The 16,711-nt window shown below is 68.8% G+C and carries 15 protein-coding genes; all 15 read left to right on the top strand.

The genetic code is table 11. The features are described from left to right. Positions 1 to 697: 697 nt before the first annotated feature. The 15 genes from ACIO3R_RS24820 to ACIO3R_RS24750 all read left to right on the top strand — a co-directional run bounded on the left by ACIO3R_RS24820 (position 698) and on the right by ACIO3R_RS24750 (position 16,551). Positions 698 to 1,492, top strand: a complete 795-nt coding sequence (locus ACIO3R_RS24820) for an ABC transporter ATP-binding protein (RefSeq protein WP_385026843.1) — start codon at positions 698 to 700, stop codon at positions 1,490 to 1,492. A 131-nt stretch (positions 1,493 to 1,623) separates the two neighbouring features. After that, the gene (locus ACIO3R_RS24815) at positions 1,624 to 2,295 is read left to right on the top strand and encodes an SRPBCC domain-containing protein (RefSeq protein ID WP_402108747.1); all 672 of its coding nucleotides are present in this window, start codon (positions 1,624 to 1,626) and stop codon (positions 2,293 to 2,295) included. Then, positions 2,292 to 3,152: an HpcH/HpaI aldolase/citrate lyase family protein gene (locus ACIO3R_RS24810; RefSeq protein ID WP_385026837.1), complete on the top strand. Its 861-nt coding sequence runs from the start codon at positions 2,292 to 2,294 to the stop codon at positions 3,150 to 3,152. Before ACIO3R_RS24815 ends, ACIO3R_RS24810 begins: the two co-directional genes overlap by 4 nt. Positions 3,153 to 3,213: 61 nt before the next feature. Next, a complete protein-coding gene (locus tag ACIO3R_RS24805; protein ID WP_402108744.1) occupies positions 3,214 to 4,284 on the top strand; it encodes an amidohydrolase family protein in 1,071 nt (356 codons plus the stop codon). Further along, entirely contained in the window at positions 4,281 to 5,933 is a 1,653-nt protein-coding gene (locus ACIO3R_RS24800) for a thiamine pyrophosphate-binding protein (protein ID WP_385026831.1), read from the top strand. Before ACIO3R_RS24805 ends, ACIO3R_RS24800 begins: the two co-directional genes overlap by 4 nt. A gap of 5 nt (positions 5,934 to 5,938) precedes the next feature. After that, positions 5,939 to 6,850 carry a hypothetical protein gene (locus ACIO3R_RS24795; RefSeq protein WP_402108741.1) on the top strand — a complete coding sequence of 304 codons (912 nt, stop codon included), beginning with the start codon at positions 5,939 to 5,941 and terminating at the stop codon, positions 6,848 to 6,850. A 68-nt stretch (positions 6,851 to 6,918) separates the two neighbouring features. Beyond that, complete coding sequence (locus tag ACIO3R_RS24790) at positions 6,919 to 8,097, top strand: DUF3500 domain-containing protein (RefSeq protein ID WP_402108739.1); 1,179 nt, start codon at positions 6,919 to 6,921, stop codon at positions 8,095 to 8,097. A gap of 35 nt (positions 8,098 to 8,132) precedes the next feature. Continuing rightward, on the top strand, positions 8,133 to 9,011 hold the full coding sequence (locus ACIO3R_RS24785) for a hypothetical protein (RefSeq protein ID WP_402108737.1): 879 nt from the start codon (positions 8,133 to 8,135) through the stop codon (positions 9,009 to 9,011). A gap of 52 nt (positions 9,012 to 9,063) precedes the next feature. Next, entirely contained in the window at positions 9,064 to 10,047 is a 984-nt protein-coding gene (locus tag ACIO3R_RS24780) for an ABC transporter substrate-binding protein (protein WP_402108734.1), read from the top strand. A 49-nt stretch (positions 10,048 to 10,096) separates the two neighbouring features. Beyond that, the gene (locus tag ACIO3R_RS24775; protein WP_385026816.1) at positions 10,097 to 10,945 is read left to right on the top strand and encodes an amidohydrolase family protein; all 849 of its coding nucleotides are present in this window, start codon (positions 10,097 to 10,099) and stop codon (positions 10,943 to 10,945) included. Positions 10,946 to 11,024: 79 nt separating this feature from the next. After that, complete coding sequence (locus ACIO3R_RS24770; protein WP_385026813.1) at positions 11,025 to 11,717, top strand: GntR family transcriptional regulator; 693 nt, start codon at positions 11,025 to 11,027, stop codon at positions 11,715 to 11,717. 26 nt (positions 11,718 to 11,743) lie between these two features. Next, on the top strand, positions 11,744 to 13,333 hold the full coding sequence (locus ACIO3R_RS24765; RefSeq protein ID WP_402108731.1) for a carboxylesterase/lipase family protein: 1,590 nt from the start codon (positions 11,744 to 11,746) through the stop codon (positions 13,331 to 13,333). 14 nt (positions 13,334 to 13,347) lie between these two features. After that, complete coding sequence (locus tag ACIO3R_RS24760; protein ID WP_402108729.1) at positions 13,348 to 14,385, top strand: ABC transporter substrate-binding protein; 1,038 nt, start codon at positions 13,348 to 13,350, stop codon at positions 14,383 to 14,385. A gap of 32 nt (positions 14,386 to 14,417) precedes the next feature. Then, positions 14,418 to 15,284, top strand: a complete 867-nt coding sequence (locus ACIO3R_RS24755) for an ABC transporter permease (RefSeq protein ID WP_402108727.1) — start codon at positions 14,418 to 14,420, stop codon at positions 15,282 to 15,284. Between the two features lie 40 nt (positions 15,285 to 15,324). Beyond that, positions 15,325 to 16,551 carry a lactonase family protein gene (locus tag ACIO3R_RS24750; RefSeq protein ID WP_402108725.1) on the top strand — a complete coding sequence of 409 codons (1,227 nt, stop codon included), beginning with the start codon at positions 15,325 to 15,327 and terminating at the stop codon, positions 16,549 to 16,551. The last annotated feature ends 160 nt before the right edge of the window (positions 16,552 to 16,711 follow it).

The following is a 16,711-nucleotide window of genomic DNA, read 5'->3' as shown; positions in this document are numbered from 1 at the left end:
TCCCACGGGAGTTGGCCGATCCATGTGCATCCGACCTGGAGGGCGACAGCAGGCACCCCGGGTCCCGACGCCCCCTCCAGACACCTGAGGCACTCACAGGGGCACCCCGGGGCCGGGCGGGGAGGCTACAGGACGGATCGTCTTTGTCGGACGACCTGAATCGCGTTTCCGGCGCAAGCGGACACACCCGTGAGTGGCGAGGGTCGCGCATCCGCGCGCCGCCACAAGGGCGCTCACACCAGGGAGTGCGCACGTGCGCCGGCCCGGCGGCGGGCCTCTCGATGCGGGTCGACCGGGGCCTCGCCCTCCCGAGCGGGGGTGGCGCCCCGCGGGGCGCCACCCCCGCTCCCACCTCAGCGCCCCGCGTGACTGATCCGCAGCACCCGCCGATGAAGAGCGTTTGTCGGACAGTTTCCCAGCGGGTAACCGGAGATTCCTGTGAATGGAAGCTTCTCCCTGCGCACTTCTTGTGCGGCCCGGGTGGCGGTGTTAGCTTCCCCTCATCGGTTGTCAGACAATCCGACGGCGCTGGCGTCGTCGATAACTGAACAGCAGAGGAACCCGATCCCCGCCTGGATGCCCGTTCGCGTGCATCAGGCGCACCACTGTCACAGCACCGCCACCCACGAACGCCGCCACAGGCGCGAGCGCACGGCCCCGCTTCAACTCCTGCGAGGACGAGGCCGAGGAGACAGATATGTCGACCACACAGCGCAACTCCCATGCGGAGGCACTCCGTCTGGACCACGTCACGCTGGAGTTTCCCGGAACGCACCGACCGGCCATCGAAGACGTGTCCTTCAAAATCGATCGCGGCAAGGTCGTGGCCGTGATCGGGCCCAGCGGGTGTGGAAAGAGCACCATCCTCAACCTGGCCGCCGGACTCCTCACTCCCACGCAGGGGCAGGTCCACTACGCCGGCGAACCGGTCGACGGCGTCAACTCCGATGCGGCGTACGTGACTCAGCAGTCCCACCTGCTGCCCTGGCTGAGCGTCCGGTCCAACATCGGCCTGGCCCTGAAGTTCCGCAAGGTTCCCAAGGAGGAACGCGAGGAGCGCGTCGCCCACTGGATCGAGCTCGTCGGCCTGACCGGCTTCGAGCATCACTTCCCCCGGGAGCTGTCGGGCGGCATGCAGAAACGCTGCGCGATAGCGCGGGCGTTGATCTACAACCCGTCCATCGTCCTGATGGACGAGCCGTTCGGGCCGCTCGACGCCATCACCCGACTCGAGCTCCAGCAGGAACTGCTCAACATCTGGCGGGAGCAGAACGGGACTCTGATCTTCGTCACGCACGACCTCAACGAGGCCATCTACCTGGCCGACGAGGTCATCGTGATGTCCAAGGGCCCCGGCACCATCCGCCGTGTCATCAAGGTCCCCTTCGAACGTCCGCGCCAGATCGGTTCACTTGTCGAGTCGCCCGAGTTCTCGGAGCTCTACAACGACCTCTGGGGTCTGTTCGCCGCTGAGCGGAAGGCCGCCGCGTAACGCGGCCAAGCCGCCACAGCCGAATCCGGCGGGCCGGTGACACACCCCCGGCCCGATGCCCGGAGCTCCAAGCCACCATGCCGGTCGTGCCGTCACGCCCTCTGTCCGTCTGACGTCACGCCTGCCGCCGAGTGAGGTTCACAGCTTTGATATCGATCACGGAAGAGATCGCCGTTCCGAGTCCGCCCGAACGGGTCTGGGAGATCATCTCCGATCCCTCTGCCGTCGTGTCCTGCATCGGCGGCGCCGAGCTCGGCCCGTCGCACGACGACGGGTCTTTTGACGGCACCCTGGCCATCAGATTCGGCGGTCTCCGGGTCAAGTTCGCGGCCCGGGTCTCTCTGGACCTGGACGAGACGACACATGAAGGACGTCTTGCGGCCCGCGGTGCCGACGGGCAGGGCGCCACCCGCTTCAGCGCCGGCGCCACTTTCCGGGTCGTCGAAGGGGATACGCCCGGTGCCTCGCGGGTCTTCTGCGACGGGGAGATCAAACTCAACGGCAAACTCGCCAAACTGATCGAGTCGGGCGCGGGGATGGTGGTCTCCAGAATGACGAAGGAGTTCACCGATCAACTGGTCCAGAGGTGCGCCGCTGCTCCTGCCGAGCCGCTGGCCGCCACGCCCGTTGAGCCACTCGCCACAGCATCGGACGGTTCACACTCCGCTCAACCCCGGCGGACCGGCCTGTTCGCGCGCCTGCGGGCGTGGTGGGCAAAGCGCCGGTCCGGGCACGCGGGACAAGCGACGCAGCGTCCGGAGAGCAGCTCCGCTGACGTACTCGACCAAGGAAGCCGGCGATGACACCATCCAGGCTGAACAGAGTGATCGGCGCCCTGGCCGCGGGTCAGCACGTCTTCGCGACCTTCTCCGCGGCCGATCCGACCTCGGCGATCGAGCTGAGCAACTCGGACTACGACGCCGTGGTGTTCGAGATGGAGCACAAACCCTGGGACATCAACGCGCTCAAAGACAGCTTCCAGTACCTGCTGAGCAGGCGCAGGGTCTTTGAGGCGGACAGCCTCGCGCCGGACGTCACACCGCTCGTGCGCATCCCCGCCAATGGCGCGGAGAAGGCGCAGTGGCACGCCAAGCAGGCGCTCGACCTCGGTGCGTTCGGCATCATCTGGCCGCACATCTCCACGGTGGAGGAGGCACGCAACGCCGTCGCCGCCTGCCGCTACCCGCGGTTGCCCGACGCTCCCCGGTACGAGCCGGCCGGCCTGCGCGGGGACGGTCCGCACGCGGCGACGCGCTACTGGGGCATCTCGAACATCGAGTACTACGCCAGGGCCGACGTGTGGCCGCTCGCCCCGGAGGGGGAGATCCTGGTGGGCCTCATGATCGAGGACCAGCTCGGGATCAAGAACCTGCCGGACATCCTCGACCAGGTGCCGGGTATCGGGCTGATCCTGATCGGCGAGGGCGACATGAGCCAGGAACTCGGCTTTCCCCGCCAGTACGAACACCCCCGCGTCCTGGAGTGCAAGCGGCGGATCCTCGATATCTGCGGTGCGCGCGGAGTCGCCGTGGGCCATCCGCACGTCACCGCCGGCAACGTCAAGCAGGTGCTCGACGACGGCTACCGCTTCCTGATGTCGGCGCCGGTGCGTACCTACCCCGGTCTGCACAAGGCCCGGGAGCTGACCGGCCGCGGCTGACCGGCGTATCCGCCGGGCAGCACACCACGTCACCACAGCACCGCGAGTTTCGGAGTCATTCATGATCATCGATAGTCATGGCCACTTCACCACGGCGCCTCCCGCGCTGGGGAAGTGGCGTGAGAAGCAGATCAAGGCGTTCGCGGAATCCGGCGCCCGGGTCGCGCCCGACGAGCTGCACATCGGCGACGACGAGATCCGCACCGCCATCGAGAACGGGCAGCTCAGGCTTCAGACGGAACGCGGCACCGACCTGACGGTCTTCTCGCCCGGGGCGGGCAAGATGGCCCACCACTACGGCGACGAGCGGACCAGCCTCGACTGGTCCCGGGTCAGCAACGACCTGATCGCCCGCGTCTGCGGTCTCTTCCCCGAGCGGTTCGTGGGCGTGTGCCAGCTCCCTCAGTCGCCTGGCGACGCGCTGCCTGCCTCGGTGAGCAACTCGGTCAGCGAGCTGGAACGCTGTGTCGGGGAACTGGGCTTCGTCGGCTGTCTTCTCAACCCGGACCCGTCGGACGGGTACTACCAGGCGCCGCCGCTGACGGACCGGGTCTACTACCCGCTCTACGAGAAGATGGTCGAGCTCGATGTCCCCGCGATGGTCCACGTCGCGATGTCGAGGAACCCGGCGATGCAGGGCACCTGTGCCCACTACCTCGCCGGTGACACCGCGGCATTCATGCAGCTGTGCGAGTCGGAGCTGTTCAAGGACTTCCCGACGCTGAAGCTGATCCTGCCGCACGGCGGCGGCGCCGTCCCGTACCACTGGGGCCGCTACCGCGGAATGATGCAGGACCGCGGCCGGCCGCCGCTGGAGGAATCGATCCTGCGCAACGTCTACTTCGACACCTGCGTGTACCACAAGCGCGGCATGGAACTGCTGCTGGACATCATCCCCACCGAGAACATCCTGTTCGCCTCGGAGATGATCGGCGCCGTTCGCAGCGTGGACCCGGAGACCGGGCGTCGGTTCGACGACACCAAGTACACCCTCGACTCCATCGACAGCCTGAGCGACACCGACCGGCAGGCGGTCTACGGAGGCAACGCACTCCGGGTCTTCTCACGGCTCGACGGCGTCCTGAAAGCGCGGGCGACGGCCGCGGCGAACCTGAAGGAGTCCCAGAAGTGAAGGTCTACGAAGCAATCGCCGAGGCGTTCGTCAAGGAAGGCACCAGCGACGTCTTCGGCATGATGGGCGACGCCAACATGCACTGGATGGCCGCGCTCGCCGACCGCGGGGTGCGGCTGTACGAGGTACGGCACGAAGGTTCCGGCCTCGGCATGGCGGACGGCTGGGCCCGTGGTGCCGGACAGCCGGGCGTCGTCACCACGACCAGTGGCCCCGGTGTCTCGCAGCTCGCCACCTCGATGCTCTGCGCGAGCCGGGCGGGCACTCCTCTGGTCGCCTTCTGCGGGGAGACCCCGCTGGGCGACGAGGGCGCCACCCAGTACCTCGACCAGCGACGCTTCGCCGCCGCGATCGAGTGCGAGTTCATCCAGGTGACCCGCCCCGAGAACGCCCAGGAGGCCGTGCGGGACGCCTTCTACCTGGCACGGACCAAGTCCAGGCCGGTCATGATCAGCGCGCCGTTCGACGTCCAGGTCGCCGACATGGACGACTACGACGAGAACTACGTTCCGTCGACCGCCCTGATCGAGAAGTCCCGGCTGCTGCCCGACCCGTCCAAGGTCCAGGCCGCCTGCGACCTGATCCAGGACGCCAAGCGCGTGGTGATCATCGCCGGGCGGGGCGCGCGCAAGGCGGACTCCGGCGAGGAGATCCTGGCTCTGCAGGAGCAGACCGGCGGCCTGCTGGCCACCACCCTGCAGGCGAAGAACTGGCTGTGCGACCGCACCGACTTCCACGTCGGCCTTTCGGGCCTGTTCGGCGACAAACTGTCCATGGAGCTGCTGCAGGAAGCCGACTGCGTGATCGCGGTGGGCGCCAGCCTGAACCACTACACCATCGAGAGCGGCTACCTCTATCCCGAGGCCAAGTACATCCAGATCGACACCGCCCCGCACCTGGTCATGGGAAACGGCAAGGGGGCGGACTGCTATCTGCAAGCCGACGCGGTCACCGCTCTCAGCGAGCTGGCCCGGGTGCTTCAGGAGCGTTCGGTCAGGCTGGAGGGGTACCACACCGACCAGGTCCGGCAGCACCTGACCGGCAGGCTCCAGCAGCCGGAGTACGTGCGGGAGCCCGGCCGGCTCGACCCGCGCGAGGCGATCTGGATCCTCGACCACGAACTCCCGGGCGAGATCGGTCTCGTCCTGGGAAGCGGACACCAGACCGACTTCGGCACCATGCTCTTCCAGCGCTCCCGTGACGTGCTCTCCAACTACGGCATGTTCGGTGCCATCGGCCAGGCCCCGCTGATAGCCATGGGCCAGATGGTCGCGAAGGGCAACAAGCCCGGTTTCGTGGTGGAGGGCGACGCGAGCTTCATCATGCACCTGTCGGAGTTCGAGACGGCGTGCCGGTACGACATCCCGCTGCTGGTCGTCGTGATGAACGACCAGGGCCTGGGCGCCGAGTACCACAAGGCGAAGGCGAAGGGGCTCGACCCGGAGCTGGCGACCATTTCCACGCCGGAACTGGGCGCGGTCGCCCAAGCGCTCGGCGGTGGCGGGGCCACGGTCCGTACCGCGCAGGAGCTGCGCGACGCACTGGCGGAGTACGTGCGGGACCCGCGGCCCACTGTGATCGACGTACGGATCACTCGCGAGGTGCTGAGCACCCCGTACCGCCGTATCCAGTACGGCGAGGACGTGTGAGCCGCATGAGCGAGACGCACCCCACGGCACCGTTGACCGTACTGCTGGGCGACTACCCGCACACCCGGCCGCTGAAGGACGGGACCGTTGCGGTGGAGGGGGTGGGCTGCCAGTACCTGGAGTCCTCCCCGCTGCCCCCGGCCTTCGCCCGGATGGTCCGTGACCTGGCCTACGACATCTGCGAGTTGCCGATGGCCACCTACCTCCAGGCACGGGACGCCGGCGTCCCGTTGACTCTGCTGCCGGCCGTGCTGGTGGGGAGCACCCACCACCGTTCCCTGACCCGCCTGCCGCAGGACCCCGAGATCGGCCCCGGGGACCTCGTCGGCCGACGCGTGGGCGTCCGCGCATACGGCCAGACCACCGGATTGTGGGTGCGCGGCTGGATGCAGGAGGAGTACGGGGTCATGTCCTCGGACGTCACCTGGGTGACCACCGAGGACGTCCACGTCGCCCAGTACGTCAACCCTCCGTACGTGGAGCGGTCCGGGGCCGAGCGGGTCGTGGACCTGCTGCGCTCCCGCGACGTGAGCGCGGCGGTGCTCGGCCCGAAGGCGATCGGCGGGCAGGGCGCGGGGCTGGTCCCGCTGGTCGAGGATGCCGAGAGCGCCGGGCTGGCATGGACCGAGCGACACGGGACGGTCCCTGCCAACCACCTGCTGGTGGTTCGCGACGACGTCCTGCGCACCCGTCCGGACTCCGTGCTCAATTTCTACCGTGCCCTGAACAAGGCGATCGCGGACACCGCGGGCGAGCGGGACGACTCACCCGCCGGGCGCGCGGTCACAGCCGGGTGGAGCGCGTCCCTGGCCGCCTGCCTGGAGATCGCCGGACGGTACGCCCTGGAGCAGGGCCTCATCAGGGAACCGGTCGATGTCGGGGCGATCGAGGAGAAGACCGCCTTCCTCGACAGGTGAGAAGGCGATCGGCAGAGGTGAGCCGCCCGGCGGCGCACCGTTGAAGGACATCGAGAGGAGGAGCAGTGGTGGGAAAACCAGTAGGGCTGCGCAAGCGGGGCAACCCGCCCACGCGCAGGCCGGAGGTCTGGACGCCCGACCTGCTTGAAAAGGTCGCCTGGCGGGTGAAGGCGGCCGAAGAGCCCTTCCGGGGTGTGGCCACGTCGGACGGTACGGAGCCGGGACTGTTCCCGCTGCGCGACACCGGCGCGGACGTCAGCAAGGTGTACCTGGCGGCGGAAGACTACCTGGCGGGCCTGACGGAGGAGGAACTGGCCGAAGGCCGGTTCCCGATGGACGACGTGAGCTGGCGCCACTGGAACAACGGCGCCCGGTACTTCCTGCGCCACGGCCTGTTGCTGGAGGACTTCGACGACGCGGGACGCGAGCGGGCCCTGGCCGTCATCCGGGCCGGCCTCAGCGCGGACGGCTACAGCCAGATGGTCGACCTGATGCGCCTCAATCTCACCATCGGTGAGATGAGCGACAACACGGACGGGCTCAACGAGTGGCTGTACTGGTTCTCCCTCTACGGCGAGCCGGAGAACGGCGGCCCGTGGGGCTGGCAGCTCGACGGACACCACGTCAACATCAACTGCGTGTTCGTCGGGGACCAGATGGTCCTCACCCCCACCTTCCTCGGCGCCGAGCCGGTGGTCGCCGGGACCGGGAAGTACGCCGGAACCGTGGCCTTCCGGGGCGAGGAGGCACTCGGCCACGAGCTGTTCACCCAGCTCGACGGCCGGCAACGGGAGCGGGCCGTCATCGCGGACGCGATGCCCAAGGAACTCTTCGTCGGTGCCTTCCGGGACAACTGGGAGCTCGACTACCAGGGGCTGCGGATCGCTGACATGTCTACCGGCCAACGGGACACCGCGCTCCGGCTCCTGGGCCTGTACGTAAACCGGGCCAACGACCACCACGCCCGGGTGCGCATGCAGGAGGTGCTGGCCCACGGGGGCGACACCCGCTTCGGCTGGGCCGGGGACCCGGACGGCACGTTCTACTACCGCTTCCACAGCCCGGTGATCCTCGTCGAGTTCGAGCACATGGCCGGCGTGCTCTTCGACAACGACTACCCCTCGCGGCGGCACATCCACACCATCGTCCGCACCCCCAACGGCAACGACTTCGGCGTCGACCTGCTGCGCCAGCACCACGAGCGGCACCACGGGCCACGGGCGGCGCACACCGGCCGGCGGTCCTGAAGCGCTCCCCCGTTCCTGTGAGCAAGGAGAAGAAGATGAAGTTGGTGCTCGGCCGTGATGATCTCGCGGCAGCCGCGCTGTCGGCGGCCCGCGAAACGGGTTCGGAGCCGGAGCGGGTCGGCATCAAGCCGGTGCACAAGGCCTCCCGAGGCTTTGTGAACGAGTCGGACGTGGACCTGTGCGAACTGGCGATCGTGACCGTTCTACAGGCCGTTGCCCATGGCAGGCCGGTTCTGCTGCTCCCCGTCACCACCCTCGGACGCCACCAGCACCAGACCCTGGTGACCCTCGGCAAGCTGTCGGTCGCCGACGTGGAGGGGCGCAGCGTCGGAGTGCGCGCCTGGAGCCAGACCACCGGTGTGTGGATGCGCGGCTTCCTCACCGAGCAGTACGGCGTCGACCTGCGCAAGGCCGACTGGACGACGTACGAGGGCCATCACGTCGAGGGGGCCGAGGACCCGTCCTGGGTGCGGAGGGCTCCGCGGGGTGCCGGGCTGCCGGCGGACTTCCTGGAGGGCCGGGTCGACTTCGGGATCATGGGCAACGAACTGCCCGCCGACGATCGCATCCGCACCGCCGTCGGCAACGCCCACGACGTCGCCGAACAGTGGTCGAAGGAGCAGGGGTTCATCCCGGTCAACCATGTGGTCGGCGTGTCCGAAGCCGCCGCGGCGGAACACCCCGAAGCCGTCCTCGCCGCATACGACGCGATGTGTTCAGTACTCACGGCCAACGAGGCGGGCGGGCCGGTCGCCCTGCACCCCGTGGGCTTCGAAGGACTGCGCGCGGCGTTCACCAAGGCCGCCGTCTACGCGCTGGAGCAGGACGTGATTCCGCGGGCGGTGGACTACGACGAGCTCGTCGAGCGGTCCTGCGCGGCACTCGGCGTGACACCGGCACGGCTCGGCGGCTGAACGCCCAGGCACGGACTGCCGGAACAGAATCAGAAACAGCAAAGGACAGGGTATGGACAAGCTCACGGTAGTTCTCGGGGACTTCCCCCACGCGCAGCCGCTGCTGGACGGCGACACCGGGACAGACGGGTTCCTGGTCGAGCCCGTACAGGTCAAGCCGGTCATCGGCGCCTACCGGCGCATGATCCGGGACCTCGAGTTCGACGTGTGCGAACTGGCACCGGTCTCCTATCTGATGGCACGCCAGGAAGGCATCCCGCTGACCGCGGTGCCGGTGTTCCTCAACAGGCGCTTCCACCACGGCGACGTACAGTGCGCGGCCCACTCCGGCATCCGGGTGCCGAAGGATCTGGAAGGACGCCGGGTCGGCGTCCGCGCCTACTCCGTGAGCACAGGAGTGTGGGTGCGTGGTGTGCTGCGCGACCAGTACGGGGTGGACATCGACAAGATCACCTGGGTGGTGGACGACGACGACCACATCGAGGGCCGGGTCCCCTCCAACGTCGAGCGTGTCACCGACGGCCGCTCGCTGGGCGAGCTGCTGCGCGCCGGAGAGATCGATGCCGCACTGACCGGGAACGCAGGGACGGGACGGGCGGGCGCGCCCAAGGCCGGGTGGACGGCTACGGCAGAGCCCGAGACCGCCGGTGACGACGGCCCCTACCCGCTCTTCCCCGAGGCCGGCACGCTCGCCGTGGACCACTTTCTGCGCACCGGCGTCTACCCGCTGCACTCACTGATCTCGGTGCGCTCCGAGCTCGTGGAGCGTGACCCCGGCCTGCCGACCAGGCTGTACGCCGCCTTCGCGGAGAGCAAGCGCCTGCACCTCGCCGCCCGGCCCGAGTGGTCGGCGGTGCCCCGGCTGGCCCGTCAGGGGCGCGCGATCGGTGGCGACCCCGTCCCCTACGGCATCGAGGCCAACGAGCCCAGCCTGAACGCGATGGTGCGGTTCGCCAGGGACCAGGGCCTGCTCGACGCGGATTTCTCCGCCGCCCCGCAGACGCTGTTCGCTGCGGGCGACTACCCGGACGCCTGAGCCGGCCCGCACAGAACACACCGAAGACAGAAGACAAGGGGAGCACCACGTGGACGTCGTCGACGCACACTGCCACATCATTTCCGAGGACCCGGCCAGGTACCCGAAGGCTCCGATCGGGGGCAAGCAGTCCCAGTGGGCGGCAACCAGGCCGGTGACCGCGGAGGGCATGGTCAGCCGCATGGAGGAGACCGGCATCGGCCAGGCCGTCCTGGTCCAGGCCACCACGAACTACGGCTACGACAACTCCTACGTCCTCGACAGCAGCCGGCGATGGCCGCAGCGCTTCGTCGCCGTCGGCACCGTCGACCCGCTGCGACCGGACGCTGCCACGAGCCTCAAGGCCGCGGTCGGTGAAGGGGGCCTGGCCGGTGTCCGGCTGTTCACCAGCGGCAGCACCGTGCCCACGCAGGGCGAGTGGTTCGTTGCCCCGGAGACGTTTCCCTTCTGGGAGCAGGCCGGAGAGCTGGATCTGCCGGTCTGCCTCCAGATGCGTCTCGGACCGGCCACCGGGCAACTCGTTGAGCTCCTGGAACGGTTCCCGGGCGTGAAGGTGGTCCTCGATCACATCGGCTACCCCGACATCGCCTCCTCGCCCGCCCGTGCCGGCGCCGAAGTCGCGAAACTGGGGGACCACCCCGGCCTGCACCTCAAGCTCACCCACCGCAACCTCGAGCGGCTGCGGGACGCCGGAGAGCGAGCCGGAGAGTTCCTCGGACCGGTCCTCGACACGTTCGGCGCCGAGCGGATCGTCTGGGGCTCGAACTGCCCCGCGGCCGAGCAGTCGCTGCCGGAGCTCCTCGCCCTCGCCCGGGAAGTCCTGGGCGGGCTGCCGGAGCGGGTCCAGCAGGAGATCTTCGCGGGTACGGCCCGCCGTCTGTACCCGTTCCTGGCCTAGTACGGAAGCTGACCTGCCATGCCATCGGCTACTGTTCCGGCCTCAGTTCTCACTTCTACGCAAGAGGAAGGCGGCCGAAGTGGACAGCGAAAGCGTCGGTGCCGAATCCGGAGCGAAAGCCTCGGGCACCCGCTACAGCCACGCCTACGAGGGGCTGCGCTCCTTGTTGCTGTCGGGGAGCATCGACCCCGGCACACGGCTCACCGAGGCGGACCTCACGCGGATGTTCGACGTGTCACGGAGCACGATGCGCACCGCGCTGGCGCGGCTGACGCAGGAGGGCTACGTCACCGGCGAGGTCAACCGGGGGGTGCGCACCAGGAGCTTCTCGGTCGAGGAGGCAGCGGACATCCTGGAGGCCCGCGAGATCCTGGAATCGGCACTCGCCGGCAAAGCGGCGGAACGGGCCACGGCCGAGGAGGTCGAGAAGCTGCGCAGCACCCTCCAGGAGATGGAGGAGTCACAGTCACGCGGCGATCAGGACGCCTACTCGCGTGGCAACCGCAGTTTCCATCAGCAGGTCAAACTGGCAGCGCACCAGACAACCCTGGCCCGCGCCTACGACACGCTGCTCTACCCCCTGGTGATGCGTCAGTACCGCAACCTCTCCGCTCAGCATCCGCGATCCGGGTCGATCGAGGAGCACCAGACCATCTTCCTCGCCATCGTCACGCGCAACCCCAATGCGGCGGTCGCGGCGATGCGCCATCACGTCGGCTCCGCCCGCAAGGCGTTGCTGCTGGACAAGTCCCCGATGCCACCGGTCGTCTGACCGCTCACGGGGGCGGAAAGTACCCCATGCGCCATACGGTTGACACCGAATCGGGGCCCGTCGAGGGCATACCGTGCCGGGACCGGGCCGTCACCGTCTTCCGAGGCATCCCGTACGCCGCCCCGCCGGTCGGCGACCTGCGGTGGCGGCCGCCCCGGCCGCCCGCACGCTGGGAAGGCGTCCGGCGTGCCGACCGGTTCGGCCCCATGTGCCCGCAGGCGCCGACCGACGCGGCAGCGACCGGCGTCGATGTGCCTCTGAGCGAGGACTGCCTGAGTCTGAACATCTGGACGGGCGCGCCCTCCACCGCTGAGCTCCGCCCCGTCCTCGTGTGGATCTACGGGGGTGGATACCGCGAGGGCACGGGAGCCCACCCCCGCTACAACGGTGAGAACCTCGCGCGCAACGGCCTCGTCGTACTCACCTTCAACTACCGCCTCGGCGCCTTCGGCTTCCTCGCCACACCGGAACTGAGCGAGGAGTCCGGACACGGTGCCTCTGGCAACTACGGGCTCCTCGACTGCGTCGCCGCCCTGCGCTGGGTGCGCGACAACATCGCGCGCTTCGGCGGCGACCCCGCCCGCGTCACCATCGCCGGCCAGTCCGCGGGGGCGGGCATGGTCAACTTCCTGGCCATGTCTCCACTCGCCAAGGGCATGTTCCATCGCGCGATCGCCCAGAGTCACTCCCGCTACGCACGCGATCCCGAACTCCGCTACATGTCCACCTCCTACCGGCTGCGGCCCGACGCGGAGAGCGCCGGCGACCGCTACACAAGAGCACACGGCGCAAACACGGCCGGCGACCTGCGGAACCTGCACTGGCGGAAGCTGATCGACGGACACCACCCGCTCGACGCGACCGTCGACACCGGTGGCCCGGCAGGGCCGCCGCTGTTCCGTCCCGTCGTGGACGGGTGGGCTCTGCCGGCCGGCTACGACGAGACCTATGCCAAGGGCCTGCAGAACGATGTCGACTACCTGACCGGAAACAACCTCGACGAGAGCGGCGCGGTCCCAGAAACCCTGGTCGCCGCTCTGCGCGCCGGTCGGCAGAAGGCCAGGCCGGGCTCACCGCCCGTCAACGTGACGCTCGAACAGCATGTCGTCTCGGCCCGTCGGAAGTTCGGGCCCTTCGCCGAGGAGTTCCTGCGGCTGTATCCGGCCGGCACGGACGATGAGGCCGCGCGGGCGAGCAGCCGCGCGGCACGCGACAACTCCCGGGTCTCGACTTCCCTGTGGGGCTCGGACTGGTCACGCCACGCCACCGGCACCGTGCGCTCCTACTTCTGGACCCATCGCGCCCCGTCACCGGATGCCGGGCCGAGGCGGGCGGGCCACGGCTCCGAGATCGACTACGTCTTCCACAACCCCATCGGCGGCACCGGTGCGTGGACCGAGGAGGACCACGAGATCGCTCGAACGCTGGCCGGGTACTGGACCAACTTCGTCTCCGCGGGCGATCCCAACGGAAGCGGCCTGCCTCATTGGCCCGCCTTCTCGGCGGACTCCGCCACCGTCATGGAGATCGGCGCGCACTTCCGCACGATCCCCGTCTCCGATCCGGTACGCACCGATTTCTGGATCCGATTCTTCGCCACCCAGCAAGCCTGGTGAACAAAGGAGTTCCCATGAACCACCGCACGAACCGCTCGTCCCTCGCACTGGCTGTCTCCGTGCTATCCGGCGCAGCGCTTCTGACCGCCTGCGGCAACGACGGGGCGTCGTCGGTCGGCTCCGACGGCAAGACGACCGTCTCGGTCGGGGTCAGCGGAAACGTCTTCGACCTGTCCATCCGCCTGGCGGACGAAGCCGGCTACTTCGACAAGCAGAACATCAAGATCAAGTACGTGACCCTCACCGCTTCAACAGGCACCTCGGCACTCCAGTCGAACTCGGTGCAGTTCCTCAACTCCAGCCCGACCAGTTTCCTCGCCGGCCTCAGCAAGGGCCTGCCGGAGCTTTCGGTCGCCACGAACGGCGGGGGAAACCCGCTCGGAATCGTCGTCAGCACAGCGTTCGCCAAGAAGCACGGTCTGACCGCGGACAGTCCGGCGGCGGAGGTGGCCGAGGCACTGGCCGACTCGACAGCCGGCGCCAGCTCCGCGAACACCAAGGCCGAAGCAGGAATCTTCCTCAAGGCGCACGGTGTGGACCCGTCGAAGCTGAAGTGGGTCTCGCTGCCGAGCCCGGCCGCCGACAAGGCCGCCCTCACCAAGGGCGAGGTCGACTGGTTCATCACCTCGGAGCCGATCCCGCTGCAGGTCCAGCACGAGGGCGACGGCATCGTGGTGGCCAACCCGCAGAAGGTTCCCGAGTGGGGCGCCGGGCAGGCCGGATACGGCCAGGTCGTGGTCGTGAAGAAGGACTACGCGAAGAGCAGCTCCGCCACGGTCAAGGGCTTCGCCACCGCCGTGCAGCAGGCGACCACCTACCTCGACACCCACGCCTCCGACGACAAGGCCGTCATGGCGGCGGCACGCGAGAGTCTGCCGGGCATGCCCGACGACGTGCTGAGCGCGGCCGTCTCGGAGGTGGACTGGCCCGAAACCGCCGAGATGGATGCCGCCGGGTGGAAGAAGACCGTCGCTTTCGTGAAGGACGGCATAGGCGCTGTGCCGGACGCGAGCGTGTCCGCCGACAACTGGACCAACACGTACCTGCCGTGACACGGCCGAACCCAACCGGAAGGGAGTAGAACATGGCAACCGTCACCGACAAAGCCGTGGCCAAGCCCGATCCCGAGACAACGGGACGGCCCGCCAGGAAGGCGGGCGCCGGCTGGCACAGCACGGGCTCCGTCGTCGCGCTGCGCATCTTGGTGATCCTGGCCGCCCTCGTCCTGTGGCAGTTGATGAGCGGTCCTGTCGTTCCCGAGTACGCCGTCAGCAAGCCCACCGAGGTCTACGACGCGCTCACGGACATGCTCGGCTCCGCCGCCGGATGGAACGACATCAGGGTGACCACCGTCGAGGTGCTCGCGGGCTTCGGTCTCGGCGTCGCGGCAGGGACGGTGATGGGCCTGGTGCTGGGCTCCTTCCCACTGCTGGGGCGCGTTCTCGAACCGCTCGTCGCGGCCGTCAACGGCATCCCGAAGATCGCACTCGCCCCACTGTTCCTGCTGTTCTTCGGCATCGGCCCCTGGTCGAAGATCACCATCGCGATGACCGGTGTCGCGTTCGTGGTGTTCTACAACATCTATCTCGGCCTGCGGATGCGCGAACGCGAACTCGTCGAGGTCGTCCAGGTGATGGGCGGCCACAGGCACCACGTCCTGGGCTATGTGACGATTCCGACGCTCGCCGCGCCGTTCTTCGCCGCTCTCAAGACAGGCGGGCCCCTGGCCATCCTCGGCGTCATCGGCGGAGAGTTCATCGCTTCCTCCGAGGGCGTCGGCCATGAACTGTTCACCGCCGCCCAGAATCTCGACGCGGCCTCCGAGTTCGCCGGGCTCATCGTGCTGGTCGCCCTGACGCTCTCCCTCAACGCCGTGCTGACCGCTCTTGACTCCTACGCCCTCAAGCGCCTCGGTCTGGCGGCCCGCCGCCGGCCCCAGTCCAAGGGCTGAGCCGCATCCTCACCCGACACGTGAAAGGACAGTTCCCTCGATGGACGAACCTCCGCACGTCTCAGCAGGCGTCACCCGGGGCAAGGAGCCCCCGCACCCCCAACGCCCCTCCCGCAGAGCCGTTCTGGCAGCCGCCGCGGCATCGACAGCGACCGCCGTGCCGCTGCTCTCCAGCACATCAGCCGCCGCCTCACCGGTGCGGCCCCATGGCCAGGATCTGCTCTACGTCGGCACCTGGGGCCGGAACCAGGTGCATGCCGTACGGTTCGATCCCGTCCGCGGGACGATGAACTCCCTCGGGGCCGTGGCGGAGGTCAGCTCGAACTGGGTCGCGGTGCACCCGACCCGCGCGATTCTCTACGTGGCCGGCGCGGAGCCAGGCGGATTCGTCCGCACCTTCCGCATCGACGACACCTCGGGAGCTCTCCGAAAGACGGGCGAGATCGAGACGGAGGCGGTCCCGGGCGGCAGCGGCGGACTGTCCTACATCGGACTCAACGCGGACGCGGACACCCTCCTGATCGCCGACTTCGCCACCGGCTCCGCGGCGACCGTTCCGGTCCGGCCGGACGGCGGACTGGGCACGGTGGCCTCCAGCGTCCAGGACACCGGTTCAGGGCCCAACCCACGCCAGGCCGGCCCGCACACGCACCACGTGGTCATCGACCCGAGCCGCAGGTTCGCTCTGGTCGCCGACTTCGGCGCCGACCGGGTGTTCATCCGCGGCTACGACCGGGCCACACACCGACTGTCCGAGGGCGATGCCTTCTACGCGACGGCACCGGAGTCAGGGCCCCGGCGCCTGGCCTTCCACCCGAACGAGCGGTCGGTGTATGTGCTGAACGAGCTGACGGCGGACATCGAGGTGCTGCGGTGGGACGCCCGCACGGGTTCGCTGTCGCCCCGCCAGCTCCTGACAACGAACGCCCCGGGCCACACCGGCACCACCAGCGCGGCCGAACTGGCCGTCAGCGGCGACGGCCGGCACGTCTACACCTCCAACCGCGGCGACAATACTCTGGTCGTCTTCTCGGCCGACCCGAGGACCGGACTGCTCACCGAGGTCCAGCGCCTGCCCTGCGGGGGCGTTACTCCGTGGAGCTTCTGCCTGCATCCGGGAGGACGGTGGCTGTTCGTCGCGAACAAGGCGAGCGCAACGGTCAACCTCTTCCGTGTTGACCCGCGAACCGGGCATCTCACGAACACCGGAACCGCCGTGGACATCCCCGATCCCGACTGCGTCAGTGTCCGCACGGCACGCCACTGAGGCGATCCCCCTCCTCCTGTGGCGGTGTCCATGCCGCCACAGGAGCGGCCGCCGCCCTCCCGATGACAGCCGGAACGCTCATTGGGCGCGGGCCGCGCGACGCACGGACCGGGAAACAGCGAACATCGTGAGTCCGACGGCTGCCGCGGAGAGACCTCGG

The organism is Streptomyces sp. NPDC087428 (genome assembly GCF_044744085.1).
GTDB lineage: Bacteria > Actinomycetota > Actinomycetes > Streptomycetales > Streptomycetaceae > Streptomyces.
The sequence above is the reverse complement of the archived record's forward strand: the minus strand, read 5'-3'. Positions and strand labels throughout refer to the sequence as shown.